The following is a 25,053-nucleotide window of genomic DNA, read 5'->3' on the forward strand; positions in this document are numbered from 1 at the left end:
GATTGCAAAACACAGGCGGATGGGAAACAAAGCCTTTTATATATGTTTCCGTCTGCACTGAACTGTCCATAGAATAATAAGGTTTTCCAGATGACCGGTTTTAATAACAAGCTGCACACGCCGTTGCTGGATCAGGTGCATTTACCGGAAGATTTGCGAAAGCTTGCGCCTGCACAATTACCGCAACTGGCTGATGAATTGCGCGCCGATCTGATTGATGTCGTGTCCCGCACCGGTGGCCATCTTGGTTCAAGTCTTGGTGTGGTCGAATTGACCGTGGCACTGCATTATCTGTTTGATACCCCGAATGATCGACTGATCTGGGATGTCGGCCATCAGACCTATCCGCATAAAATTCTGACCGGTCGCCGTGAGCGTATGCCGACCATCCGTCAGGAAGGCGGTCTGTCCGGTTTTACCAAGCGTGCTGAAAGTGAATATGATGATTTTGGCACCGGCCATGCATCGACTTCGATTTCGGCTGGTCTTGGCATGTCGGTTGCGAGTGAACTCAAAGGCGAGAAGCGCAATGTGATTGCGGTGATCGGTGATGGTTCCATGTCTGCTGGTATGGCCTATGAGGCCATGAATAATGCCGGTGCGCTGGATGCCCGTCTGATCGTTATTCTCAATGATAATGATATGTCGATTGCACCGCCGACCGGTGCAATGAGTGCCTATCTGGCGCGTCTCGTGTCGGGGCCGACATACCGTAATTTGCGAAGTGCTGCCAAACAGGTCAGCAAAAAATTGCCAAAATTCTTTCAGGATAAAGCCCGTAAGACGGAAGAGTTTGCCCGTGGCTTTTGGGCTGGCGGCACTATGTTTGAAGAACTGGGCATGTATTATGTCGGCCCTGTGGACGGTCATAATCTCGATCATCTTTTGCCTGTGCTGACGAATATCCGCGATAATGTCGACGGGCCTGTTCTGGTGCATGTGGTGACCCAGAAGGGCAAAGGCTATGCCCCTGCGGAAGCCGCGGCAGATAAGTATCACGGCGTCAATAAATTCGATGTTATTACCGGCAAGCAGTCAAAGCCACCGGCAAATGCACCGAGCTATACAAAAGTTTTTGCCAATGCGCTGATTGAAGAAGCGCGTCATGACGAAAAGGTTGTGGCTGTGACTGCCGCTATGCCGGACGGAACCGGTCTGAACCTCTTTGGGCAGGCATTTCCAAAACGGACTTTCGATGTCGGCATGGCAGAGCAACATGCGGTGACTTTTGCTGCTGGTCTGGCTGCAGAAGGTTTGAAGCCGTTTGCAGCGATTTATTCCACCTTTCTGCAACGCGCTTATGATCAGGTAGTGCATGATGTGGCGATTCAGCATCTGCCGGTACGCTTTGCAATTGACCGTGCCGGTGTCGTGGGTGCGGATGGTGCTACCCATGCGGGCAGTTTTGACACTGCCTTCCTGAGCAATTTGCCGGGCTTTGTGGTTATGGCCGCATCGGATGAAGCAGAACTGGTGCATATGGTGCGCACCGCCGCGGAATATGAAGAAGGGCCGATCTCGTTCCGCTATCCGCGCGGTGACGGTGTGGGCGTGGATCTGCCGGAGCGCGGCACTGTGCTGGAAATCGGCAAAGGCCGGATTGTTCGCGAAGGCAGCAAGATCGCGATTTTGAGCTTCGGTGCGCGTTTGCAGGAATGTCTGGCAGCAGCGGATGAGCTGGACGCAGCCGGTCTTTCCACCACTGTTGCAGATGCACGTTTTGCCAAGCCGCTGGATCATGATCTGATCCGTCGTCTTGCCAAAGAGCATCAGGTACTTCTCACAATTGAAGAGGGGGCTACCGGTGGCTTTGGTGCTCAGGTGCTGCATTATCTCAGCAATGAAGGGGCGCTGGATCATGGTCTGCGTGTTCGCACGCTGACTTTGCCGGATGCATTTCTGGATCATGCCAAACCTGAGGCTATGTATGCCGGTGCTGGTTTGGATAGTGCAGGGATTGTGCGGGCGGCCTTTGCAGCGCTTGGCCGTGATGTGCTGACCGGTGAGGCGGGTGGCGGCCTGCGTGCCTGATATCATCTGATAGATTGCTTTAAAATGTCGGAGCGCACGTGTCATTATGGATATGTGCGCTCTAATTACATCTTGCGCTCAAGCGCTGTCTCCTTCATTGAGGCAGCATGAATGAAAAGACAGATAAGATACGCCTAGATCAGGCGCTGGTGGAGCGCGGGCTGTTTGCCTCGCGTTCACGTGCCCGCGATGCGGTGGCGCGTGGTACTGTGCGCGTGAATGGTCAGGTGGTCACGAAAGCCGGTCAGATCGTGACGACACAGGCTGAACTGGCGGTGGATGATCCGGCGAGCCGTTTTGTCTCCCGTGCGGCGCTGAAACTGACGGCTGCGCTCGATCATTTCGGATTTGATGTGGCAGGCAAGACAGCACTGGATATCGGTGCATCTACCGGTGGTTTCACGCAAGTATTGCTGGAGCGCGGCGCAGAGCATGTGATCTGCGTGGATGTAGGTCATGACCAGTTGCATGAGACTTTGCGTGGTGACAAGCGCGTTACCAATCTCGAGGGGCTGAATGCTCGTGTGCTGGATGTAAGCCATCTGCAGGAACGCAAGATTGAGATTGTTGTCTCGGATGTCAGCTTTATCTCGTTGAAACTGGCGCTGCCCAATGCGCTTGCCTTTTGTGCGGATGGTGGCGGGTGTCTGCTGCTGGTGAAGCCGCAATTCGAGGCTGGACGCGAGGCAATCGGCAAAGGCGGCATTCTCAAAAACCCGTCGCAGGGTGAGAAGATTGCGCAGGATTTGCAGGCTTGGCTGAATGCTCAGTCCGGCTGGCAGGCTTTAGGATTTTGTGCCTCACCGATTACCGGTGGCGATGGCAATCAGGAATATATTTTAGCAGGCAGGAAAAACGAAATTTCTGCCGTGAAGGACGATGTTTGATGAGTTTGCGTGTCACAATCAATGCGATGGGTGCCGGTGGTGATGGTGTTGCCCAGTTGCCGGATGGTCAGGTTTTTGTGCCATTTACCCTTCCGGGTGAAGTTGCCAATGTTGCGCGGGATAAGAACCGCGCCAGCCTGATGGCGCTGCTGGAAACATCGGAGCAGCGTGTGGAACCTGCATGCAAGCATTTCGAAGATTGCGGTGGCTGTGCTTTGCAGCATTGGGAAATGTCTGCCTATCAGGAGTGGAAGCGTTCATTGGTCGCTAGCAGCCTTGATGGTCGCGGCTTGAAATATGAAATGGCTCCCCTGGTGCCTTGCGCGCCGCAGAGCCGCCGCCGAGCGACATTTGCCATCCGCAAAACCGAAGCCGGTTTGCTGCTTGGTTTTAACCGTCATCAGAGCCATGAGCTGATTAATATTTCTGAATGTGCAGTGACCGTCCCGGCGATTATCTCGCGTCTGGATGACCTGCGCAAAGTCGCCATTCATCTGGCTGATGGTGCAAAGCCGTTCAAGCTGACTGTTACTGATACGGAATCCGGTCTTGATCTGGCCGCGAGCGGTTGCCCGAAACCTGAGGATGCAGCCCGTCGTATTCTTACACCTTTGATGATGGATCTGGGCTTTGCCCGTCTTAGCATTGATGGTGAAATCATTCTGGAGCCAAAAAAGCCGCTGATTACGTTCGGCAAAGTGCCGGTGAATATTCCGTCCGGGAGTTTCTTGCAGGCTACCATTGAAGCTGAAGAAGCTATGGTTGCGCTGGTAATCGGGCATTTCAAAAAAGTCAAAAAAGCGGCTGACCTGTTTAGCGGTGTTGGTACTTTTGCTCTGCGTATTGCGGAGACAATGGCTGTCCATGCCGTAGAAAACGACGCACCGGCATTGGCTGCACTGGATCGTGGTATCCGCCATGTGCAGGGGCTGAAACCGGTCACACATGAGCGACGCGATCTGTTCCGCCGTCCGATCCTTTATAAAGATCTCAATGCCTATCAGGGCGTGGTTTTCGATCCGCCGCGTGCGGGTGCTGAAGAGCAGGCGATGCAGATTGCGAAATCATCTGTGCCTAAAGTCGCTGCCGTTTCCTGTAATCCGGTAACGCTGGCACGCGACCTCGCCATTCTGGTGAAGGGCGGCTACAAGATCGACAAGATCATCCCTGTCGATCAGTTCCTGTGGTCATCCCATGTGGAAACCGTGGCGCTGTTGTCGAAGAAATAATCAAGAGAGGGCGGGTGTTCAGCCGAACAACCCGCCTTCATCCGTATCAATGGTGATTGAAGACAGAGTGATATGGCGCGGTCGGGTGATCGCAAACATCACCGCTTCACAAACATCGCGATTGGTTGCGCGCTCACCCTTGGCGCGCTCCGGAATGGCATCCCATTCCGCATCCGCTGGTGAAATATCGTCGAGATAGGGCGGGTGCACGCAGAGTGAGCGCACAGGTGTGCCGCGCAGCATTTGCTGCAAGCCTGTTGCTATCGCTGCCTGTGCATGTTTCGCAGCATAAAACGGTACCGCCACACTATGCAGCGGCGCGTTTGGCAATGCGCTGATAGAACCGATGGTCACAATATCCGGTCTTGCGGAGCGTTTCAGCAGTGGCAGCATGCCTTGCGTGAACAGAAAACTGCCGGTGACAGCGGCATTGATGGTGCCGAACACTTCCTGCTCGCTATGGGGCTCATCACTGGCCTCCAGCCACATTGCGCCATTATTAATCAGCAGATCAATCGTGTCATATTTTTCAGTGATCTGTGCGATCGCGCGGCCGATACTCGCATTATCGGCGAGATCAACCACAACCTGATCAGGGCGCTGGCCAACGCGCTCTTCAATCTGACCGGCAACATCATTGAGTGCAGATTGATTGCGGGCGCAGAGCACAGTTTTGGAACCGGCATCGGCCAGTATAATTGCCATTGCAGCGCCAAGACCACGGCCGGAACCGGTGATAACAGCGGTTAACCCATTCAAATTTTTCATGTTTAAACAGCCGTGCCGCCAACAGTCATCTGATCCATCCGCAGATGCGGCTGACCAACGCCAACCGGCACCCACTGGCCGCCTTTACCGCAATTGCCCGAGCCATTATCGAGCTTGCTGTCATTGCCGATCATCGACACGCGATGCATGGCATCAGGACCATTGCCGATCAGCATCGCACCTTTAACCGGTGCGCCGACTTTGCCGTCTTCGATCATATAAGCTTCGGTGCAACCAAACACGAATTTACCGGAGGTAATGTCCACCTGACCGCCGCCGAAAGACACCGCATAGATGCCTTTTTTAACAGAAGCGATGATTTCTTCCGGTGTTTTGTCGCCGGAGAGCATCATCGTATTGGTCATGCGCGGCATTGGTGCATGGGCATAAGATTCACGACGACCATTGCCGGTCGGCTGCATACCCATCAGACGGGCATTCTGGCGATCCTGCATATAATTGACCAGCTTGCCATCGTCGATCAGCACGGTGCTGTTGGTCGGCGTGCCTTCATCATCAATGGTCAATGAGCCGCGACGGTCAGTAATGGTGCCGTCATCAACCACGGTTACGCCCTTGGCGGCAACCTGTTGCCCCAGCAATCCCGCGAAAGCCGAAAGTTTCTTGCGGTTGAAGTCCCCTTCAAGACCATGGCCGACAGCTTCATGCAGCATGACACCCGGCCAGCCATTGGATAGCACAATATCAAATGTACCTGCAGGGGCAGGGATAGCTTCGAGATTAACCAGAGCCTGACGCAGGGCTTCATCTGCCGCGTGCTGCCATGAACCGGTGGCGATAAAATCTTCAAACAGACGGCGGCCGCCCATGGAGTAAGATCCGGATTCCTGACGGTCGCCCTGACCAGCCATCACGGAAATCGAGAGGCGCACCATCGGACGAATATCACGGACGAAGTGGCCGTCTGCACGCAGAATTTCAACCTGCTGCCATGAGCCGCCAATACTGACACTGACCTGACGCACTTTGGTATCTTTGGCGCGCAAATATCCGTCAATCTGCTGGAGCAGCACGACTTTTTCATCGAAAGTCGGTGAGCCAAGCGGGTTCACATCGGTATAGAGATGGCGGTTTGTGCCATGCGGAGCCGCACTATAGCTGCCTGTCGAGTTACGCGAAATCGCAGAGGCCGCATCAGCCGCACGCAATAAGGCGCTATGGGTCAACTCGCCTGAATGGGCGTAGCCGACCGTCTCACCGGACACACAACGCAGGCCAAAACCTTGTCCCTGATTGAAGGCACCGTTTTTCAATCGGCCATCATCAAAAACCAGAGATTCAGATTCCGCATATTCCAGATAAAGTTCACCGTCTTCACTGCCGTGGAGCGACTGAGCTACCAATTTTTCAACCTGGTCACGGCTGATATCAAATTCATCAATCAGGCTTCGGGAAGTCGTGGAACTCATAAAATTACTCCGGAACAGCGGCTGCGTCCTTAATCAGGACGATTATTGTTCTTTGTATATGGCGAGTTTGCGGCTTTGGGACAAGCCGAGCAGCGGGATAAAATAAAAACGCCGCCGTCAAAACATGAGCGGCGGCGTTTTAATCAGATGAAACAGCTTATGGCAGCTTGTTGAAACCGTCGCTGAAACCCTGCAATTCCACAGGAATACCAACGCCTTCTTCTGGTGTCTGGAACACGATGAAGGTCGCGGCTTTGCCTTTGCGCAGTGTTTCGATCAGCGCGTCATCAAGGATAACCTCTGCATAGCAACCATCTTCAAAACAACGCACGAAATAAGCGCGGCCGATATCTTTGCCGTCCACATTGAGGCCGAGACCGTTTGGCAGCAGCACGCCGAGCGGTGCAAGAACACGCAGGATACGGGCTTTATTGTCAGCTGTTTTCAAAACCACAACCGAAAGGCCAAGCTCTGGGCGATCAGCGGCGATCACATTCTGGATCAGCGCGCATTGTTCAGTTTTCGCGCCGGCTGGCTTGTCGCATAGGATCGACCATGCGCCATGCTGTGAGCGCAGAGTGCCGTTTTTCTGTGATGCACCGGCCGCTGGCTGCGGAGCAGATTGAGCAAAACCAGCAGAAGCGGTTACAGCCATAAGGCCTGCACCGAGCAGAGCAGCGGCAATTTTACGGCTGACAGAGGAGAAGTGGCGCATATTTATGGTACCTTTGGCGGCTCGGTAAACACTTCCGGCATACAGCCGCAAATATTCTTTGAAAGCAATGATAAAGAGAAAGGCTTCACTGAAATTCCGGCATGCGGCAAATCAGAAGGCCATGCTTTGCAATCTGTGTACATGGAAAATGGCGGAATTTGAACCGCATAAGGTAAAGTTTTAGTACAAATCAAATTGTAAACAGCATTCTGCGCTGTCTGCCTGTGGTCGAAGCGGCGTTTCCCGCGCTGATCTGTGAACGATTTTCATAAGGTGAATTTTTTATTCAAAGTGCCGGTATGTCTCATAGGCAGAGCTGGGCAGCTATCAAACTCATGGCTTGGTTTATTTGATCATGATCAATGCAAATATGATGAGCCTATGAACTGATTCTCTTTTGCGTCGTAAAAACAGGCGACTAGCTGCATATTTTAAATCTTGCTCAGCAGTAGCGATTTTCAATCATTTTTGAACTTTCAAAAAGGACAATTAAGATCAATAGAGGTGTATGAATTTCAACTCATTGATTTCAAATAATTATCTCGTTTTAGCTTTTTGAAGGACTCAGTTTTTGCCTTGCTTCTTGTAAAAAGCTGCAGGCATTTCCGGTTGAATTACGCGCAAAAATGCCGCACGGGAAAACCTTCGCCTTCTTGGTCTGGTATTATACTGTGGGGTGAGTGCGGTGGGGGAACCGGACATTGGCTAGGGAAGAGCAATGTCTGAAATGAACCGGCAAGACTATAATCGGGAGAAGATGCTGGTGGATAGGGTTATTGCCACAAATAAAGCCGTTGCAGGCAAGGATTCTGCGATGAAAAAACATATTATGACCGGCAGCGCGGTGGTATTCGGCGCAATGTCCGGTCTTTTGGCGTCTGTAGCAGGCGCTTTGGCTGATAAGCCGGTTGACTGGCAGTTGAGCTGGCAGGATCCTGCAACAAAAATTGCTGATCAGATTCATTGGTTTGAACAATATTCTCTGTTGTTCATCATTCCGGTGACAGTTCTTGTGATGGTGCTGTTGTTGTGGTGTATTGTCCGTTTTCGTAAGAGTGCCAATCCGGTAGCCTCGAAAACCAGCCATAATACAACAATTGAAGTCATCTGGACGCTGGGGCCGGTGATTATCCTGCTGTTTCTGGCGATCCCGTCTTTCCAGTTGCTGACTGCGCAATATTCGCCTGATGATCCGAAGATAACTGTCAAAGCGACAGGCTATCAGTGGTATTGGGGCTATGAATATCAGACAGATGATCCGCTTTCTTTTGATGCACTTTTGCTGAAGGATGAAGACCGCGCGAGCGCCGGTAAGGAAGATTTAGCGGCTTATCCGCGTCTTCTGGCCGTCGATAATGAAGTTGTAGTTCCGGTAGATACGACTGTGCGTCTGCTTGTTACTGCTGCCGATGTTATCCATTCATGGGCTATGCCTGCATTCGGTGTTAAGATGGATGGTATTCCGGGACGCAATAACGAGACATGGTTTAAAGCTGCCCGTGAAGGGCTGTATTACGGCCAGTGTTCAGAATTGTGCGGTAAAGATCATGCTTTCATGCCGATTGCTGTGCGTGTCGTTTCTCAGGAGCGTTACGATGCATGGTTTGCAGCGGCAAAATCTGATGTTAGCGGTGCGAATAAAGCGCTGATGGCAGCCATCGAAAATGACAGTAAAACCGTGACTGTTGCCGGAAACTGACTATAAGCCTGACGCAGGCAATAAATCTTCGTCAGGCGTTTAAGTTTTTGCAGGTCATGCACCGCAGGGTCTCTTAAAAATCAAATATGATTTAAGATGATGCTCATGTGGTAATTCAATGTTTCAGAATACCCGTTTGGGTTCCCGATGAGGAACATCCGGTATTCATTGAGAACGGGAGCAATCTTATGGCTGGGACTTCAGCTCACGATACCCGAAAGGGCGCCTCTCATAGCGAGGCAGACCACGATGACCACAAGCCACATGGCTGGGTTCGTTGGGTATATTCGACCAATCACAAAGATATCGGTACGCTCTATCTGATCTTTGCGATTATTTCCGGTATTATCGGTGGCGCATTGTCGATTGCAATGCGTGCCGAGCTGCAAGAGCCTGGCATCCAGATTTTTCATGGTCTGGCGGCAATGGTTTATGGCGTTGAAGGCGATGCGGCATTGGATGCCGGTAAGCATATGTTCAACGTGTTTACCTCTATGCATGCGCTGATTATGATCTTCTTCATGGTAATGCCGGCGCTGATCGGCGGCTTTGCCAACTGGATGATCCCACTGATGATTGGTGCGCCGGATATGGCGTTCCCGCGTATGAACAATATTTCGTTCTGGCTGTTGCCTCCGGCATTATTGTTGCTGCTGATTTCCTTCTTCGTGCCGGGTCCAGCCGGTGGCTGGGGCGCAGGTGGCGGCTGGACGCTTTATCCGCCGCTATCCACATCCGGTCAGCCGGGACCTGCTGTTGATTTCGCGATCCTGTCGATCCATATTTCCGGTGCGTCATCAATTCTCGGTGCAATCAACTTCATCACCACCATTCTGAATATGCGTGCGCCGGGCATGACTCTGCATAAAATGCCGCTTTTCGCTTGGTCGGTATTGGTTACTGCATTCCTGCTGCTGTTGTCGCTGCCGGTTCTCGCTGGTGCTATCACCATGCTGCTGACTGACCGCAACTTTGCGACCGCATTCTTCGCACCGGAAGGCGGCGGTGATCCGATCCTGTATCAGCATCTGTTCTGGTTCTTCGGTCACCCTGAAGTGTATATTCTGATCCTGCCGGGCTTTGGTATTGTCAGCCATGTTATTTCGACCTTCTCCAAGAAGCCGATCTTTGGTTATCTCGGCATGGCCTATGCTATGGTTGCGATCGGCGTGGTCGGTTTCGTGGTCTGGGCGCACCATATGTATACGGTGGGTCTGTCGCTCGATACACAGCGCTATTTCGTATTCGCAACTATGGTGATTGCGGTGCCGACCGGCATTAAGATCTTCTCATGGATCGCGACAATGTGGGGTGGATCGATTGATTTCCGCACACCAATGATGTGGGCAATCGGCTTCATCTTCATGTTTACCATTGGTGGTATGACTGGTGTGCAGCTGGCTAATGCTGGTCTCGACCGCGCATTACACGATACTTATTATGTGGTTGCACACTTCCATTATGTGCTGTCGCTGGGTGCTGTCTTCGCTATTTTTGCGGGCTGGTATTACTGGTTCCCGAAAATGTTCGGCTATATGTACAATGAGACAATCGGTAAAATTCACTTCTGGCTCACATTTATCGGTGTGAATCTGGTGTTTTTCCCGCAGCATTTCCTTGGCCTTGCCGGTATGCCGCGTCGCTATATCGATTATCCTGATGCCTATACAGGCTGGAACATGGTGTCGTCTTACGGCTCTTATATTTCCGGTTTTGCGGTGCTGGTTTTCCTCTATGGCGTGTTCGAGGCTTTTGCGAAAAAGCGCGTTGCCAGTGCTAATCCTTGGGGTGAAGGCGCGACGACACTGGAATGGCAGCTGTCATCCCCGCCGCCTTATCACCAGTGGGAACAGCTTCCGCACGTGAAGTAATATTCTGCGGGCGGCGACAATAGTGCCGCCGCCCGCAAAGCCTACCAAGCATGGCTTATGAAATTGATAGGGCTGTTCACTTTTCAGCTATTTATGAATTTCCTAAACTATGACGGATGTGCATCAGGGGATTTGGGTGTATAGAGGCAGCATTAGCGCTTCACGCACCAAGAGTGTTGCAAAAGTTGCGCGGGCAAATAGACCGTATTGTTGAGATATCGGGCGTTAATGCCTGTCTCAGCAATTTCTGAAGCAGAGTGCGACATTCGTTTTAAAAGAATTACCGGTCTTGAGACTGGTACCGGTTTGAGCCGGAATAATTGAATAAGGGCAGATACAGATAATGTCTCTGGTTGAGAAAAATAATATTTCCGGTTCGTCCGGCCAGCAAATACACCTGTCGGAAGCCAGCGCGGCTGATTATATCGCGCTGCTGAAACCGCGTGTGATGTCGCTGGTGGTGTTCACAGGTTTTGTCGGGTTGATTGTAGCGCCTGGCCATATGAATCCGATTTTGGCGGCAATTGCTATTCTTTGTATTGCAATCGGCGGCGGTGCGTCCGGCGCATTGAATATGTGGTATGATGCGGATATTGACCGGATCATGAAGCGTACGAAAAACCGGCCGATCCCTGCGGGTCTGGTTCGTGAAGAAACAGTGCTGGCCTATGGTATTACGCTGTCTGTTTTCTCGGTGATGACCCTCGGGTTGCTGATTAACTGGCTCTCCGCCGCGCTGCTGGCCTTTACGATTTTCTTCTACAGCGTTGTCTACACGATGTGGCTGAAACGCTCGACACCGCAGAATATTGTGATCGGTGGTGCTGCCGGTGCCTTCCCGCCTATGATCGGCTGGGCTGCGGCAACCGGTTCGGTTTCGATTGAAAGCGTTGTGCTGTTTCTGATCATCTTCCTGTGGACACCGCCGCATTTTTGGGCGTTGTCACTGTTTATGTCCGGTGATTATGAAGCGGCGAATGTGCCGATGATGCCGAATGTGAAGGGTGAAAAGTCCACACGCTTGCAGATTGTGGTCTATTCGCTGATCGTGGCGCCGGTTGGCGTATTGCCTTGGTTTCTCGGTTTTGGCGGCCATGTCTATGGTGTACTTTCGACTTTGCTTGGCGCGATTTTTATCTGGCGCGCGGTGCAATTGTGGATGGCACCGCAGCATGAAGAGCAGATGCGCGCTGCACGTGCATTGTTTAAATTTTCGCTGGTCTATTTGTCTGCCTTGTTCTGCATCTTGCTTGCAGAAGCACTGGTTGCCAAAATACTGCCTGTGATAGGGGGATGATGATGGCGGAAAAAATGCCAAATACCGATATCGAACTGATTACGCAGACGGAAAAGCAGAAGAAAGCACAGCGCAGTCGCTCGGTTGCTTTGGCGCTGGCTTTAGCGGCATTCGTGCTGATTGTTTATATCGCTACATGGGTTAAACTTGGACCCGGAGTGTTGGTTCGTCCGATGTAATCGGAGGGATATCTGCGTTTTAAGCTGCGGGGAGGCGGCATAGGCAATGATAGAGAAGCCAGAGAAAACGGAAACAATACAGGAAAATACAGCTGCAAATTCTGCTGCTGAAAAAGCACGCGACCAGCGTTCCAATCGTATTGTCGCTTTATCCTGCGCGAGTTTCTTTGTTGCAATGATCGGTGTGGCCTATGCGGCCGTGCCGCTCTATCAGATGTTCTGTCAGGTGACCGGTTATGGCGGCACAACGCAGCGCGTTGAGCAGATGTCCGACACCATCCTCGATCAGACGGTTAAAGTACGCTTTGATGCGAATGTCTCCGGTGGTTTGCCGTGGGATTTCAAGCCGGTGCAGCGCGAAGTCACTGTGCGTATCGGCGAGACGACAATTATCAATTATGAAGCGAAAAATCTTTCAGATCGTCCGACCGCAGGACGTGCAACTTTTAATGTCTCGCCTGATCTGACGGGTTCTTACTTCAACAAGGTTCAGTGTTTCTGCTTTACCGACACAACACTTGCTGCCGGTGAAACCATGGAAATGCCGGTGATGTTCTTTGTCGATCCGGATATTGTTAAAGAAAAAGACCTGAAAGGTCTGAAGACGATCACTTTGTCCTATACTTTTTTCCCGCTTGATAAAGAGCCTGCCAATGCGGCGATCAAGCCGGTTGATGTGCAGAAAAAAGCTGAACTCGTATCGCCTTTAAAACCGCAGGGGTAATATCCCGCGACAACATGCTGCGGTGCGCGGAAAAGTGAACTGCATCAAGACTATGGTTACAAGAATTATGCTTCCTACACACGAATGCGCGTTAAGTTAAAAACAGAGCGTTTGATGTGCTGAATAAAACAAGGCGGGGTGTTTGCCGGAGTTAAGTCCGGTCGCAACCTGAACAAAAATAAACAGAGGAGCCTTGGGGCATAAACCTTAAGGGGGAATGACATGGCAGATACTCATCAGAAGAACCACGACTACCATATTATAGCGCCCAGTCCGTGGCCGTTTCTGAGTTCAGTTGGTGCATTCGTGCTGGCTATTGGTGGTATTGCTTATATGCGTTACCTCAATGCCGGTGAGCTGCACTTGTTTGGGATTAATTTTGTAACGCCATGGCTGTTCTTCATCGGCCTCGCGATCATTCTCTACTGCATGTATGGCTGGTGGTCAGACACGATCCGTGAAGGCAAAGAAGGCCATCACACGCGCGTGGTTTCCATCCATCTGCGCTATGGCATGATCATGTTCATTGCCTCTGAGGTGATGTTCTTCGTGGCCTGGTTTTGGGCGTTTTTCGATGCCAGCCTGTTCCCGAATGAAGTGCATCAGGTGATGCGTGCGGAATTCACCGGCGGTCAGTGGCCTCCAAAAGGCATGGAAGTTCTCGATCCGCTGCACCTGCCATTGTATAATACAGTAATCTTGCTGCTCTCCGGTACAACATTGACATGGGCACATCATGCTCTGCTGCATAATGATCGCAAAGGTCTGGTCTGGGGACTGGCGCTGACCGTTGCTCTCGGTGTGCTGTTTTCCTGCGTGCAGGCCTATGAATATGTTTATGCACCATTTGCATTCAAAGATTCCGTTTATGGTGCAACATTCTTCATGGCGACCGGTTTTCATGGTTTCCATGTTATAATTGGCACAATCTTTCTTGCGGTCTGTCTGATCCGTTCCATTCGCGGAGATTTCACACCAAAGAACCATTTCGGTCTGGAAGCCGCCGCATGGTACTGGCATTTTGTGGACGTTGTTTGGTTGTTCCTGTTCTTCAGCATTTATGTTTGGGGTTCATGGGGCGCACCGATTGCCGTGCATTGATTACGCTTCGGGAGAGCCGTGCTATGCCGGTGTTCCCGAGTTGAGGTAAGAATAAAAGCGTCGCGGGAACGAAAGCCAGCGGCGCTTTTTCTATCCTACTGGTATGGCATCAGATCGAGCAGAAAGGATATAATATGCGTAATGAAGACAGTTTGTATCCTCCTGTGGAGCCGATCGCAGCCGGCATCAAAGCGCGTTGTCCGCGTTGCGGGCAGGGCGCATTGTTCAATGGTTATCTGAAACTGGCAAAGCGCTGTGAGGTCTGCGAACTGGATTACGGTTTCGCGGATTCCGGCGACGGGCCGGTGGTATTCGTGCTGCTGCTGGATGGTTTTATTGTAACGGCTTTGGCGCTCTGGGCTGAAGTGAACTATCAGCTGCCGCTGTGGTTGCATTTTATCATCTGGATTCCGCTGGCAATTCTGATTGGTCTGGTGCTGACGCGCTGGATGAAAGGCGTTTTGATTACTTTGCAATATAAGCATAAGGCGGCATCAGGGCAGCTTGATAAACGGGGGCGGGAATGAGTAAGGCGCAGAATATTTCGGCGCAATCCGTGAAACGCTTCCCATGGCTGTTGTTGCTTTGCAGTGGTATTGTCTTTGCCATCCTTGTCACATTAGGTATTTGGCAGACACAGCGCCTGTTCTGGAAAGAGCAGCTGATTGCACAGATCGAAGCACGAACGCATTCTGCACCATGGGCTTTGTCTGAAATTGAAGCCGAATTCGCACAAGGCAATAGTGTAGATTATCTGCCGGTGAAACTGAGCGGCATGTTCCGTCATGATGAGGAGCAGTATTTTTTCACCACCTTTAAAGGTGCGCCCGGCTATGCGGTCTATACGCCGCTGCTGCTTGATGATGGTCGGGCTATTTTAGTCAATCGTGGTTTTGTGCCCTATGAGAAACAAAACCCAGCGACGCGCACTGAGGGGCAAGTGACTGGCGAGGTTACCATCACCGGTCTGGCGCGTGATCCGCTGCTTACCAAGCCTTCTTTCTATCTGCCGGATAATGAGCCTGCGAAAAAGCTCTATTACTGGAAAGACTGGGGCATGATGATGGAGAACAGCCCGCTTTCCAAAGAGCATGATTTTGTCGGTTTTTTTGTGGATGCAGATGCTGCACCGAATGCAGGCGGCTTGCCAGTTGGTGGCATCACCATTTTGGAACAGCCTAATAATCATCTACAATATGCGGGTACATGGTTCGGCTTGGCTCTGGTTTTGCTGGTGGTGACCTTTATTTATATTTTCCGTCAACGACGCGGCAGTGATGTGCAATAGCTGTTGACATTGCATGGCGCGAAGCCCAATTGCTAATGCAGGATTGTTTTATAGCGCATTGCCGGTTTATGGTCGCGATGCCGCTTTGAAGACAGGAAAATTCGTAGTTCAATGACTGATAAACCTAAGTTGACCATCCGCCTGTGCGGTCCTCGTGGATTTTGTGCCGGTGTTGATCGTGCCATTCAGATCGTTGTGCTGGCACTGAAGAAATACGGCGCTCCGGTTTATGTCCGCCATGAGATCGTGCATAACCGCTATGTGGTTGAAGGCCTTCAGGCACGTGGTGCGATTTTCGTAGAAGAACTTGATGAAATTCCGATGGAGCATCGCGATCAGCCGGTGGTCTTTTCTGCTCATGGCGTGCCGAAATCCGTGCCGGAAGATGCAGATGCGAAGAACCTGTTTTATCTGGATGCAACATGCCCGCTGGTATCGAAAGTCCACAAGCAGGCCATGCGTCATCAGCGTCTCGGCCGTCATGTCATTTTGATCGGCCATTCCGGTCATCCTGAGGTTATCGGCACTATGGGGCAACTGCCGGAAGGCACAGTCTCACTCATTGAGACCGTTGAAGACGCTGAAAAATATCAGCCGGAAGATGCTGAAAACCTCGGTTTTGTGACCCAAACAACCCTGTCCGTTGATGATACTGCCGGTATTATTGCCAAGCTGCAGGAGCGTTTTCCGCAACTGACGGCTCCTGCTGCTGAATCCATCTGTTATGCCACGACCAATCGTCAGGAAGCGGTGAAAGAAGCTGCACCCGGCTGTGACCTGTTCCTGATCGTCGGGGCGCCAAATTCTTCCAATTCCAAACGCCTTGTGGAAGTCGCGGAACGCTCGGGGTCTCGTCATTCACTGCTCGTGCAGCGCGCAGAAGAGATCGACTGGGATAATCTTGGCGATCTTTCGGTGCTTGGTATTTCCGCAGGTGCATCCGCACCGGAAATCATTGTTGATGAGATCATTGATGCATTCTCACAGCGCTTTGATGTCACCATTGATCTGGCCATTACCACCGTTGAAACAGAGAACTTCCTCGTTAATCGTCAGATCCGTGATGTGGAATTGACGGCGCAGGATATGGCTTTTGTGAACGGCGATCATTAAAACACAAAAATAAACAAACTGCCGCGATTTCGCAGATGACGGCAGGGGGAGGCCAGCATGGCTGTCTATACGGATATTAACGAAATTGAACTGGCAGCCTATCTGGAAAATTACGACATAGGTACTTTGCTGTCTTTCAAGGGCATTGCTGAGGGCGTTGAGAATTCCAATTTTCTGCTGCGCACAACAGCAGGTACATTCATTTTGACCCTTTATGAAAAGCGTGTTGATCGCGATGATTTGCCGTTTTTCATCAAGCTGATGCAGCATCTTGCTGCCAATGGCATTGAGTGCCCGCAGCCTGTTGTGCAGAACAATGGTGAAGCGATTGGCGAACTGGCCGGTCGTCCTTCTGCAATTGTGACTTTTCTGGAAGGCATGTGGTTGCGCAAACCGGCAACAGAACATTGCTATGCGCTTGGTGTGGCTATGGCGCAGATGCATGTCGCGGGTCAGAGCTTTGCTATGGAGCGTGAAAACAGCCTGACCATGAAAGACTGGCGACCGCTTTGGGAAAAATGCATGGCGGATGCCGATGCAGTGGAAGCGGGTTTACGCGTACAGACAGAAGCAGATTTGGCCTATCTGGAAAAGAACTGGCCTTCGGATTTGCCGCGTGGTGTTATTCATGCGGATATGTTTCCCGACAACGTATTCTTCATTGGCAAAGACCTGTCAGGGATTATCGACTTCTATTTCGCCTGTACAGATATGCTGGCCTATGATCTGGCAATCTGCCTGAATGCATGGTGTTTTGAGCGCGACTTTTCGTATAACCTGACCAAAGGTACAGCATTGCTGCGCGGTTATAATTCTGTTCGCCCGCTTGAAGCTGCTGAACAGCAGGCTTTACCGTTATTATGTCACGGCTCAGCGATGCGCTTTATGCTGACAAGGCTCTATGACTGGATTAATACGCCGGCTGATAGCTTTGTTACCAAGAAAGACCCGATGGAATATTTACGCCGTATGCGTTTTCATCGTGAAGTGCGCTCGGCCAGTGAATACGGGCAATAACTCTGCCTCAGCAACTAAATAAATATAAAGTAATGTGAGTAATCCGCTTGAAGACAATTAAAGCCTATACGGACGGTGCCTGTTCAGGAAATCCGGGTCCCGGAGGATGGGGGGCTATACTGGATTATAATGGCACGCGAAAAGAATTGAATGGCGGTGAGGCGGACACCACCAATAATCGTATGGAATTGATGGCAGCTATATCTGCGCTACAGGCGCTGAAGGAGCCATGTCAGGTCGATCTCTATACGGATTCTGTTTATGTGCGTGACGGGATTTCTAAATGGATTGAGGGCTGGAAGCGCAATGGCTGGAAAACCGCTGCGAAACAACCCGTGAAAAATACGGAACTGTGGCAGGCGCTCGATGCAGCCCGCAAAAGTCACAAGGTGACGTGGCACTGGGTCAAAGGCCATGCGGGGCATCCGGAGAACGAGCGTGCAGATGAACTTGCGCGTGAAGGTATGGCACCTTACAAAAAACGCTGAAAGCAGAAACAATGATTATTCTTGCACTGCTGCTGAGCGCGATTTTTCTTATTCTGTCTGCCATCCATATTTATTGGGCGTTGGGTGGTGACGCAGGCAAAACGGCTGCAATTCCGGTCAAGGATGACGGGCAAAGATCGTTCACGCCATCTAAAACCGGTACATTGGCTGTGGCCTTGGCATTGTTCTGCTTTGCGGTGCTGGTTTTCTGCATCGGGGTGCAGAATATCACTGTGCTGCGCCCGCTTGGCTGGCTGTTGGCACTGGTGTTGTTTTTACGGGCAATCGGAGATTTTAAACTGATTGGTTTTTTCAAACGCCCGTCAGCATCCGTGTTTGCAAGAAACGACAGCCGGTTCTATTCGCCGCTTTGTCTGCTGCTGGCAGCAGGTATTTTATATATTTCACTCTAATTCAGAGTATAAAAAAAGCCCGCACGAAGCGGGCTTTTCTATATATAATCAGAGCTTTTCCAGCATGGCTTCTGCGGAAGAAACCGTGGCAACGCCCGGATTTTCTTCAATGTCGAGGCTCTTAACAACGCCGTTTTCAATCAGCGCGGAATAGCGCTTGGAGCGCACGCCGAGACCACCGCCGGACAGGTCGATATCAAGACCGGCTGCTTTAGTGAATGCGCCGATGCCATCGGAGAGATAGACGATCTTGCCTTCGCCCTCAGTTGCCTTTGCCCATGCGCCCATGACATGCACATCGTTGACGGAAACGACGGCTACTGTGTCTACGCCTTTGGCGATCAGAGCATCGTAATTAGCCAGATAGCCTGGCAGATGGTTCAGCGTGCATGTCGGGGTAAAGGCACCCGGAACAGCGAAGAGAACAACTTTTTTACCCTGAAAAACGTCATCGGTGGTGACGTCTTTAACGCCGTCAGCAGTTTTAACTTTGAAGCTTGCTGCTGGCAGTTTATCTCCGATCTGAATGGCCATGTCTGTTCTCCTTCATACAGATTATCAATAATCGATAGTCGCATTATACATAGCCTCAGTGCTGCTTTTACGAAAGCGCTATTTGTTGAAACCGCGGCCGCTGTATAGGATGTTTTCGTTATAGTAACAGTTGATATGTTTTTATATGTGGCTTTTCTTAAATAAAGTTTTATCGTAATTTGCTGTTATTATTGTCTAATTTGTCCCTCACTTTGCGGACAGGTCAAAAACTTACCATTTGCAGCTTGGCTGATGCTGCCACTGTGTTATCTTATTTTAATCAGTGCCGTGACTATATAAAAATGAAGAGCACATTCTTCTGCAATGAACTGCCAAATGCGTATCTGTTCCTGATCAGTCTGTGTGATTGGTCTAATTGTGTTGAAAGAGGTGCATGGTGAAGAACGGTTTCCTAAACGGACGATTTCTGCTTGCAATGCCTGGCATGACAGATGAGCGGTTTGCCCGCACTGTTATCTATATCTGTGCGCATTCAGAGCAGGGCACCATGGGCTTTATTATCAATCAGCCCCAACCGCTTGGTTTTTCTGACTTGCTGGTACGGCTTGGCATTATTACGCAGGCGCAGAGTATTCTGATGCCGGAGAAAAACCGCTCGCTGGTTGTACGCCACGGTGGGCCGGTTGAAACCGGTCGCGGGTTTGTTTTGCATAGTGATGATTTTATGGTCAAAACCAGTATGCCGGTGACAGATGATATCTGCATGACCGCAACGCTGGATATTCTTCATGCTATTTCTGACGGAACAGGTCCTGAAAAAACGCTAATGACGCTGGGCTATGCCGGCTGGGATGCCGGACAAATTGAGCGGGAAATCACCAGTAATGACTGGCTGATTTGTGAGGCGACGCCGGAACTGCTGTTCGACGATGATCTTCTAGGCAAGTATGATCGCGTGATGGCGCAAATGGGTGTCGATCCCGCCCGTCTTGTTGTACAGGCGGGACATGCTTGAACTAACACTTGGCCTGAATGAGAAACTGAATTTGATGGCAGAATAAAAAAACACCGCGTTTCGTCCGGTAAGATGAAACGCGGTGTTTTGATGTTTGATGGGGTGTGGCCTTTATTCGCTCGACTGGCCGCTCAGCAGTTGTGCGGCGCTGTCTGCACTCATCGGCTGACCGAACAGGAAGCTCTGGACATATTCACAGCCCATTTCACGCAGCTGCATGGCATCCTGTTCGCTTTCAACGCCTTCCGCAACGACCTTCAGCTCAAGATCCTGCGCCATACGGATGATGGAGCGAAGCAGCGTGGCTTTCTGCGGCTTGTCGCCTTTGACGAATGATCGGTCAATTTTGATCATATCAATCGGGAAGCGTGTGAGATAGGCGAGGGAAGAGTAACCGGTACCAAAATCATCCAGCGACAGGCCGACGCCCATCGATTTCAGCTCGCTCAGCATATGGGCAGACTGTTCAGGATTTTCCATCAGCACGGATTCAGTCAGCTCCAGTTTCAGGGAGCCTTTGGTGACATGGGTACGCGACAGGATCGCGCGCACATCACTGAGCAGATCTTGACGGATCAGCTGTGTGCTGGACAGGTTGACGGAAACAAACAGGTTCGGACGTGACAGGTTTTCCTGCCAGTTGAACAGGTCATTGGCGGATTGCTGCATGGCAAACAGGCCGAGCGGGACGATCAGGCCGGAATTTTCTGCAATCGGAATAAATTCAGACGGTGATATAGGACCACGACGCGGATGTTCCCATCGCATCAGGGCTTCAAAACCGGCAATGGTGCCGTCCTGCAGGTTCACAATCGGCTGATAGGCAATTGTAATTTCCTTGCGCTCAATGGCGCGGCGCAGATCGGATTCCAGCTGTAACTTATCGCTGCCAATAGCGCGGAAAGACGGACGGAACGGCTCAATACGATCACCGCCAAAGCGCTTGGCCTGATACATCGCCAGTTCTGCGTCTTTAATCATATCTTCTGCATTGGCGGCATTGGCTGTCCATGTCAGCAGGCCAACCGATGCTGTCAGCACAATCTCGCGTTTGGCATAGGAGATCGGCGCGCGGATGGCTTGACGCAGGGCTTCCGCAAAAGCGGCAACTTTCGCCGGATCGGATTCTGAGGCTAAGATCAGGCCGAACTGGTCGGAAGCCAGTCTGGAAAGCGTATCCTGCGGCTTCATCAGGCGGAAAAGGCGGCGCGAGATGGTGAGCAGGATCGTATCGCCAGCCGACATGCCGAGACTGTCATTGACCTGTTTAAACCGGTCAATATCAATCACAAAGACAGTCGGTTTCAGCCGGCTCTCATTATAGGACATGCTCATGACATTGGCGAGGCGGTCAAGGAACAGCTCGCGGTTGGGCAATCCGGTGAGATTGTCATGTACAGCATCATGCAGCAGGCGCTCTTCGGCTTTTTTCTGCTCGGTCACATTATGCAGCGTGCCGACGCAGCGCACAATCTCACCATCCGAGCCGATAACCGGACGCGCGCGCAAGTGATACCAATGGTAATGACCGTCATTGGCACGCAGGCGGAAAGTCTGATGAATACGTCCGCGACGATTTTCCAGAATAGTATCAAGCGTTGTGCGGAAACGATCGCGATCATCACCGTGCATCACCGGCAGCCAGTTGCGCACAGGGCCGAGAAGGCTGGAGGCAGCGGTGCCGAGATAGGTTGAAATATCCGGTGTGGTCACAACGCGGTCACGCGGCACATCCCAGTCCCAAACAATATCGCCGGAGCCGATAACGGCCAAAGCCTGACGTTCCATGTCGGAGAACAGACCAACGCGCAGAACACCACCCGCAAAAGCATGTTGCATGACTGTAAAGCCGATCAGCAAAACAATCAGAACCAGACCGCCGCCAAGTGCGGGCTGCACAATATCATTGTCGAGGCGGCCGGAAACGGTGAGCCATGCGCCGGTCATCCATATCGCGATCAGCAACCACGTGGGGATCAGCATAATCGCGCGGTCATAACTGCGCAGTGACAGAATGCCGATAATGACGATGCCGCAGATAACGGTGAGGGCAAAAGAAATACGGGCAATACCGGCGGCAACCGGCGGATCAAAAATCGCTACGCCGCTCAGCATCATCAGGCCGAGAACCCATGCCACGGCACCATAGGAGAAGTGGTCGTGCCAGCGGTTGAGGTTGAGATAAGTGAACAGGAAGATCAGGAAACTGGCAGCCAGTGCCACTTCCGTACCCGCCCGCCACATTTGCTCATTTCCTGGGGTGATGGCGATCAGCTTGTTCCAGAAGCCGAAATCCACACAGATATAGGCGAGTACTGCCCATGCCAATGCCGCAGCGGCAGGGAACAGGGATGTTCCGCGCACGACAAAAAGAATGGTCAGGAACAATGCCAGCAGGCCGGAAATACCCAGCAAAATGCCGCGATAAAGCGTATAGGCGTTGATCGTGTCTTTATAGGAATCCGGCTCCCACAGATAAAGCTGCGGCAGGTTCGGCGAGGCCATTTCGGCAACCAGCGTAATAACCGAACCCGGATTGATGGTAATCAGAAACACATCCGCATCGGGGCTAACTTGACGATCAAGCGCAAAGCCCTCACTCGGCGTGATGGAAGAAATGCGTTGCGAGCCGAGATCTGGCCAGACAAAACCTGATTTTACGAGACGGTAATGCGGGGCAACAATCAGACGGTCAATCTGCTCATCTGTCGGGTTGGCAATAGCAAAAGCTGCCCAATTGCCGCTGGAGCGTTTGTTTTTATCTGCCTGCACTTCAATACGACGGACAATACCATCCGCACCCGGGGCAGTTGAAACCTGAACATTGTCGCCCTGATCGTGCATGATCTGCACGGCGCCGGTCAGGTCAAGGGCGGTGTCTTCTTTGGATATTTTAATCGGCTCAACTGCGGATGCAGGAGCTGTGAACTGGAATAAGGCAGCCAGAAAGGCAAACACACAGAAAAACGTTTTCAATCGGCTCTGAAAGTTTTCTGTCACTATCTTTACATCCTGTCATTTGTATCAGTAGTGCTGTGCGTTGAGCGGGCGTCCGCTTCCCGCTTTTATTGTTAAGCCTCTGTGCTGCTCTTCTCCCTCAATCAGGCTGTAAAGCAGATGATCCTGCCAGATGCCGTTTATTTTGAGATAGGAGCGCAAAGTGCCTTCCCGTAAAAATCCGGCTTTTTCAAGAAGCCTGACTGAACGCAGATTAGATGGAATACAGGCTGCTTCAAGTCTGTGCAACCGTAGTTCATGGAATGCGAAGGGGATAACCAGTCTCACTGCGTCATACATATACCCCTGACCCGCATGTGGTGCACCGCACCAGTAGCCGATTTGCCCCGATTGGGTGACACCGCGACGAATATTGCCGAGAGTGATTCCCCCCAGCAAAACAGTGTCGGACTTGCGGAACAGGAACAAAGTCCATGCATTGCCGCTGCGTGCTTCTTCGGAATAATGGCGTAATCGCATACGAAAACTGGATTTCTCCAACTCGTCATCACGCCATGTCGGCTCCCATGGTGTCAAAAATGCGCGACTTTTTTCACGCAAATTCGCCCATGAGCGATAATCAGACCATTGCGGCTCACGCAAAAATAAACGCTCTCCCCTCAGAGAAACAGATGGTGTCTTGCTGAAGGGAAAGCTGATCATGATACCCTGCCTGTCTGGAGAGCCATAGATAGTTTTAGAGCGGTTTGCATTTAGATTGAACCACGACGCCCGCTCTAAATTCTTTGTTTGGTCGCATTATCACGACGTCAGGTGATACCACCTGACTGTGAAATGCTTTAGATAGCCAGTGCCGGACGTTTATTCGCTGCGAAACCACGCAATGTGTTATGAATTTCATCATAACCCATCATCTGACTGACAGGGCCGACAGCGGCAATGGTTGGCTTGCTGTCGAGGAACATGCGGCCTGAAAGATCGGTCAGGCGTTCTGGCGTAATCAGGCTCAGGCGCTCCAACAGTTCTTCATTAGGAACCGGACGACCATAGAGCAGCATCTGCCGGGCAATCTGCCCTGCGCGGCTTGCTGCACTTTCCTGAGACATCAGAAGACCGGCGCGATATTGCGCACGGGCACGGTCAACTTCCTGAATATTGATATTGGTGGATGCCTCATAAAGCTCGTTGAGGACAACCGGAACCAGTTCTTCGAGGTTTTCGCGCCCTGTTGCGGCATGAATTCCGAACAGACCGGTATCGGAAAAGCCCCAATGGAAGGCATAAACGGAATAGCATAGCCCGCGCTTTTCACGCACCTGCTGGAACAGGCGGGAAGACATGCCGCCGCCAAGAACCGTTGCCAGCAACTGCGAAGCGTAGAAATCGCGCACATGATAGGCGCGACCTTCAAAGCCGATCAGAACCTGTGCATCCATCAGATCGCGTTCTTCGCGGTAGTCGCCGCCAAGATAAGACGCTTTAACAGGTGCAACAGCATTGGTTGTCGCGCGGAAACCACCAAGACGGCTTTCCACTTCACGCACGAAAGATGCATGATCAACGGCACCCGCAGCGACAACAACCATACGGTCGGCGCTGTACTGCTCGTTGATATAGGTACGCAGATCATCCGGTGTGAAAGATTGGACTGTATCCGGTGTGCCGAGAATAGAACGGCCAAGCTGCTGGTTTAAGTAAGCTGTTTCGGAAAAACGGTCGAAAACAATATCGTCGGGCGTATCATGCGCCGCGCCGATTTCCTGCATGATCACGTTTTTCTCGCGCTCAAGCTCATCTTCGTCAAATTTGGAACTGGTCAGAATATCGGCCAGAATATCAATCGCCAGCGGCAGATCATTGCGCAATACGCGGGCATAATAAGAGGTGGTTTCGACGCTGGTCGCCGCATTGATTTCACCGCCGACATTTTCAATGTCGGCCGCAATCTGCCATGCGCTGCGGTTCTCGGTGCCTTTAAAGGCCATATGTTCGAGAAAATGTGCAATGCCGTGGCGGTTATGCGCTTCATTGCGGGAGCCTGCCTTGACCCAGATGCCCAGTGCCACGCTCTCAATCAACGGCATGGTTTCGGTGGCAATCGTTAGTCCGTTGGACAGAACACTTACTTCTACACCCATTCTAGGCATACTCCCCTGAGTATTTCACCATCAGCCTCAAAGAGGCCGACAGGTATGATAATGCAACAAATAAAGAAACCTGAAACAGTCGTCTGATTGTTTGCCAATGTTCCAGATTGCTCCGTCTGCCTCTTATGTTTTTTGCAGCATATAAAGGCAGAGTGAAAACTATGCAAATTTGCAGCCATATTACAATA

General features: G+C 51.4%; 23 protein-coding genes. 16 read left to right on the forward strand and 7 right to left on the reverse strand.

The genetic code is table 11. The annotated features are described in order from the left end of the window. Window positions 1-90: 90 nt before the first annotated feature. From dxs to QUF18_RS04895, 3 genes are all read left to right on the forward strand, one after another. Window positions 91-2,031 (forward strand): 1-deoxy-D-xylulose-5-phosphate synthase, encoded by a 1,941-nt coding sequence (gene dxs / locus QUF18_RS04885; protein WP_289385750.1) that lies wholly within the window; start codon window positions 91-93, stop codon window positions 2,029-2,031. A gap of 107 nt (window positions 2,032-2,138) precedes the next feature. Continuing rightward, window positions 2,139-2,918 carry a TlyA family RNA methyltransferase gene (locus QUF18_RS04890; protein ID WP_289385751.1) on the forward strand — a complete coding sequence of 260 codons (780 nt, stop codon included), beginning with the start codon at window positions 2,139-2,141 and terminating at the stop codon, window positions 2,916-2,918. Beyond that, a complete protein-coding gene (locus QUF18_RS04895) occupies window positions 2,918-4,147 on the forward strand; it encodes a class I SAM-dependent RNA methyltransferase (protein ID WP_289385753.1) in 1,230 nt (409 codons plus the stop codon). The genes QUF18_RS04890 and QUF18_RS04895 overlap by 1 nt, the downstream gene beginning before the upstream one ends. Window positions 4,148-4,165: 18 nt before the next feature. On the opposite strand, the gene QUF18_RS04900 is transcribed toward QUF18_RS04895, so the two are convergent. From QUF18_RS04900 to QUF18_RS04910, 3 genes are all read right to left on the reverse strand, one after another. Then, the gene (locus QUF18_RS04900) at window positions 4,166-4,915 is read right to left on the reverse strand and encodes an SDR family oxidoreductase (protein WP_289385755.1); all 750 of its coding nucleotides are present in this window, start codon (window positions 4,913-4,915) and stop codon (window positions 4,166-4,168) included. A gap of 2 nt (window positions 4,916-4,917) precedes the next feature. After that, window positions 4,918-6,345: a metalloprotease TldD gene (gene tldD / locus QUF18_RS04905; protein WP_289385758.1), complete on the reverse strand. Its 1,428-nt coding sequence runs from the start codon at window positions 6,343-6,345 to the stop codon at window positions 4,918-4,920. 157 nt (window positions 6,346-6,502) lie between these two features. After that, complete coding sequence (locus QUF18_RS04910; protein WP_289385759.1) at window positions 6,503-7,060, reverse strand: invasion associated locus B family protein; 558 nt, start codon at window positions 7,058-7,060, stop codon at window positions 6,503-6,505. Window positions 7,061-7,889: 829 nt separating this feature from the next. On the opposite strand from QUF18_RS04910, the gene coxB reads away from it, so the two are divergent. From coxB to QUF18_RS04970, 12 genes are all read left to right on the forward strand, one after another. Next, window positions 7,890-8,759: a cytochrome c oxidase subunit II gene (gene coxB / locus QUF18_RS04915; protein WP_374806459.1), complete on the forward strand. Its 870-nt coding sequence runs from the start codon at window positions 7,890-7,892 to the stop codon at window positions 8,757-8,759. Between the two features lie 188 nt (window positions 8,760-8,947). Further along, window positions 8,948-10,630: a cytochrome c oxidase subunit I gene (ctaD, locus tag QUF18_RS04920; RefSeq protein ID WP_289385762.1), complete on the forward strand. Its 1,683-nt coding sequence runs from the start codon at window positions 8,948-8,950 to the stop codon at window positions 10,628-10,630. A gap of 343 nt (window positions 10,631-10,973) precedes the next feature. Then, a complete protein-coding gene (locus QUF18_RS04925) occupies window positions 10,974-11,927 on the forward strand; it encodes a heme o synthase (protein WP_289385764.1) in 954 nt (317 codons plus the stop codon). Window positions 11,928-11,941: 14 nt separating this feature from the next. Then, window positions 11,942-12,106: a cytochrome c oxidase system small membrane protein gene (locus QUF18_RS04930; protein ID WP_289385766.1), complete on the forward strand. Its 165-nt coding sequence runs from the start codon at window positions 11,942-11,944 to the stop codon at window positions 12,104-12,106. 46 nt (window positions 12,107-12,152) lie between these two features. Next, window positions 12,153-12,830 (forward strand): cytochrome c oxidase assembly protein, encoded by a 678-nt coding sequence (locus QUF18_RS04935; protein ID WP_289385769.1) that lies wholly within the window; start codon window positions 12,153-12,155, stop codon window positions 12,828-12,830. A 222-nt stretch (window positions 12,831-13,052) separates the two neighbouring features. Then, on the forward strand, window positions 13,053-13,931 hold the full coding sequence (locus tag QUF18_RS04940) for a cytochrome c oxidase subunit 3 (RefSeq protein WP_289385772.1): 879 nt from the start codon (window positions 13,053-13,055) through the stop codon (window positions 13,929-13,931). 134 nt (window positions 13,932-14,065) lie between these two features. Then, entirely contained in the window at window positions 14,066-14,458 is a 393-nt protein-coding gene (locus tag QUF18_RS04945; protein ID WP_289385774.1) for a DUF983 domain-containing protein, read from the forward strand. Next, window positions 14,455-15,219: an SURF1 family protein gene (locus tag QUF18_RS04950; RefSeq protein ID WP_289385776.1), complete on the forward strand. Its 765-nt coding sequence runs from the start codon at window positions 14,455-14,457 to the stop codon at window positions 15,217-15,219. The genes QUF18_RS04945 and QUF18_RS04950 overlap by 4 nt, the downstream gene beginning before the upstream one ends. Window positions 15,220-15,330: 111 nt before the next feature. Continuing rightward, entirely contained in the window at window positions 15,331-16,332 is a 1,002-nt protein-coding gene (gene ispH, locus QUF18_RS04955) for a 4-hydroxy-3-methylbut-2-enyl diphosphate reductase (RefSeq protein WP_289385779.1), read from the forward strand. A gap of 57 nt (window positions 16,333-16,389) precedes the next feature. Continuing rightward, window positions 16,390-17,349, forward strand: coding sequence for a homoserine kinase (locus QUF18_RS04960; RefSeq protein WP_289385781.1), 960 nt, complete (start codon window positions 16,390-16,392; stop codon window positions 17,347-17,349). 47 nt (window positions 17,350-17,396) lie between these two features. Beyond that, window positions 17,397-17,837: a ribonuclease HI gene (gene rnhA, locus QUF18_RS04965; RefSeq protein ID WP_289385783.1), complete on the forward strand. Its 441-nt coding sequence runs from the start codon at window positions 17,397-17,399 to the stop codon at window positions 17,835-17,837. Window positions 17,838-17,848: 11 nt separating this feature from the next. Continuing rightward, window positions 17,849-18,250, forward strand: a complete 402-nt coding sequence (locus QUF18_RS04970) for a DUF3995 domain-containing protein (protein WP_289385785.1) — start codon at window positions 17,849-17,851, stop codon at window positions 18,248-18,250. Window positions 18,251-18,298: 48 nt separating this feature from the next. Here the strand turns inward: QUF18_RS04970 and QUF18_RS04975 are convergent, their stop codons facing one another. Beyond that, window positions 18,299-18,784, reverse strand: a complete 486-nt coding sequence (locus QUF18_RS04975) for a peroxiredoxin (protein WP_289385786.1) — start codon at window positions 18,782-18,784, stop codon at window positions 18,299-18,301. Between the two features lie 394 nt (window positions 18,785-19,178). On the opposite strand from QUF18_RS04975, the gene QUF18_RS04980 reads away from it, so the two are divergent. Beyond that, complete coding sequence (locus tag QUF18_RS04980; RefSeq protein WP_289385787.1) at window positions 19,179-19,760, forward strand: YqgE/AlgH family protein; 582 nt, start codon at window positions 19,179-19,181, stop codon at window positions 19,758-19,760. Between the two features lie 111 nt (window positions 19,761-19,871). Here the strand turns inward: QUF18_RS04980 and QUF18_RS04985 are convergent, their stop codons facing one another. The 3 genes from QUF18_RS04985 to QUF18_RS04995 form a co-directional block, all read right to left on the reverse strand. Continuing rightward, complete coding sequence (locus QUF18_RS04985) at window positions 19,872-22,736, reverse strand: EAL domain-containing protein (RefSeq protein WP_289385790.1); 2,865 nt, start codon at window positions 22,734-22,736, stop codon at window positions 19,872-19,874. A 48-nt stretch (window positions 22,737-22,784) separates the two neighbouring features. Next, window positions 22,785-23,420 (reverse strand): GNAT family N-acetyltransferase, encoded by a 636-nt coding sequence (locus QUF18_RS04990; RefSeq protein WP_289385791.1) that lies wholly within the window; start codon window positions 23,418-23,420, stop codon window positions 22,785-22,787. Window positions 23,421-23,557: 137 nt separating this feature from the next. Then, window positions 23,558-24,856 carry a M16 family metallopeptidase gene (locus tag QUF18_RS04995; protein WP_289385792.1) on the reverse strand — a complete coding sequence of 433 codons (1,299 nt, stop codon included), beginning with the start codon at window positions 24,854-24,856 and terminating at the stop codon, window positions 23,558-23,560. Window positions 24,857-25,053: the final 197 nt, after the last annotated feature.

The organism is Pseudochrobactrum kiredjianiae (genome assembly GCF_030362795.1).
GTDB lineage: Bacteria > Pseudomonadota > Alphaproteobacteria > Rhizobiales > Rhizobiaceae > Pseudochrobactrum > Pseudochrobactrum kiredjianiae.

Excerpts from the sequence above, each read along its gene's own strand:
- dxs (WP_289385750.1), top strand. The coding sequence starts at position 91 with ATGACCGGTTTTAATAACAAGCTGCACACGCCGTTGCTGGATCAGGTG.
- QUF18_RS04890 (WP_289385751.1), top strand. The coding sequence starts at position 2,139 with ATGAATGAAAAGACAGATAAGATACGCCTAGATCAGGCGCTGGTGGAG.
- QUF18_RS04895 (WP_289385753.1), top strand. The coding sequence starts at position 2,918 with ATGAGTTTGCGTGTCACAATCAATGCGATGGGTGCCGGTGGTGATGGT.
- QUF18_RS04900 (WP_289385755.1), bottom strand. The coding sequence starts at position 4,915 with ATGAAAAATTTGAATGGGTTAACCGCTGTTATCACCGGTTCCGGCCGT.
- tldD (WP_289385758.1), bottom strand. The coding sequence starts at position 6,345 with ATGAGTTCCACGACTTCCCGAAGCCTGATTGATGAATTTGATATCAGC.
- QUF18_RS04910 (WP_289385759.1), bottom strand. The coding sequence starts at position 7,060 with ATGCGCCACTTCTCCTCTGTCAGCCGTAAAATTGCCGCTGCTCTGCTC.
- coxB (WP_374806459.1), top strand. The coding sequence starts at position 7,890 with ATGACCGGCAGCGCGGTGGTATTCGGCGCAATGTCCGGTCTTTTGGCG.
- ctaD (WP_289385762.1), top strand. The coding sequence starts at position 8,948 with ATGGCTGGGACTTCAGCTCACGATACCCGAAAGGGCGCCTCTCATAGC.
- QUF18_RS04925 (WP_289385764.1), top strand. The coding sequence starts at position 10,974 with ATGTCTCTGGTTGAGAAAAATAATATTTCCGGTTCGTCCGGCCAGCAA.
- QUF18_RS04930 (WP_289385766.1), top strand. The coding sequence starts at position 11,942 with ATGCCAAATACCGATATCGAACTGATTACGCAGACGGAAAAGCAGAAG.
- QUF18_RS04935 (WP_289385769.1), top strand. The coding sequence starts at position 12,153 with ATGATAGAGAAGCCAGAGAAAACGGAAACAATACAGGAAAATACAGCT.
- QUF18_RS04940 (WP_289385772.1), top strand. The coding sequence starts at position 13,053 with ATGGCAGATACTCATCAGAAGAACCACGACTACCATATTATAGCGCCC.
- QUF18_RS04945 (WP_289385774.1), top strand. The coding sequence starts at position 14,066 with ATGCGTAATGAAGACAGTTTGTATCCTCCTGTGGAGCCGATCGCAGCC.
- QUF18_RS04950 (WP_289385776.1), top strand. The coding sequence starts at position 14,455 with ATGAGTAAGGCGCAGAATATTTCGGCGCAATCCGTGAAACGCTTCCCA.
- ispH (WP_289385779.1), top strand. The coding sequence starts at position 15,331 with ATGACTGATAAACCTAAGTTGACCATCCGCCTGTGCGGTCCTCGTGGA.
- QUF18_RS04960 (WP_289385781.1), top strand. The coding sequence starts at position 16,390 with ATGGCTGTCTATACGGATATTAACGAAATTGAACTGGCAGCCTATCTG.
- QUF18_RS04970 (WP_289385785.1), top strand. The coding sequence starts at position 17,849 with ATGATTATTCTTGCACTGCTGCTGAGCGCGATTTTTCTTATTCTGTCT.
- QUF18_RS04975 (WP_289385786.1), bottom strand. The coding sequence starts at position 18,784 with ATGGCCATTCAGATCGGAGATAAACTGCCAGCAGCAAGCTTCAAAGTT.
- QUF18_RS04980 (WP_289385787.1), top strand. The coding sequence starts at position 19,179 with ATGGTGAAGAACGGTTTCCTAAACGGACGATTTCTGCTTGCAATGCCT.
- QUF18_RS04990 (WP_289385791.1), bottom strand. The coding sequence starts at position 23,420 with ATGATCAGCTTTCCCTTCAGCAAGACACCATCTGTTTCTCTGAGGGGA.
- QUF18_RS04995 (WP_289385792.1), bottom strand. The coding sequence starts at position 24,856 with ATGGGTGTAGAAGTAAGTGTTCTGTCCAACGGACTAACGATTGCCACC.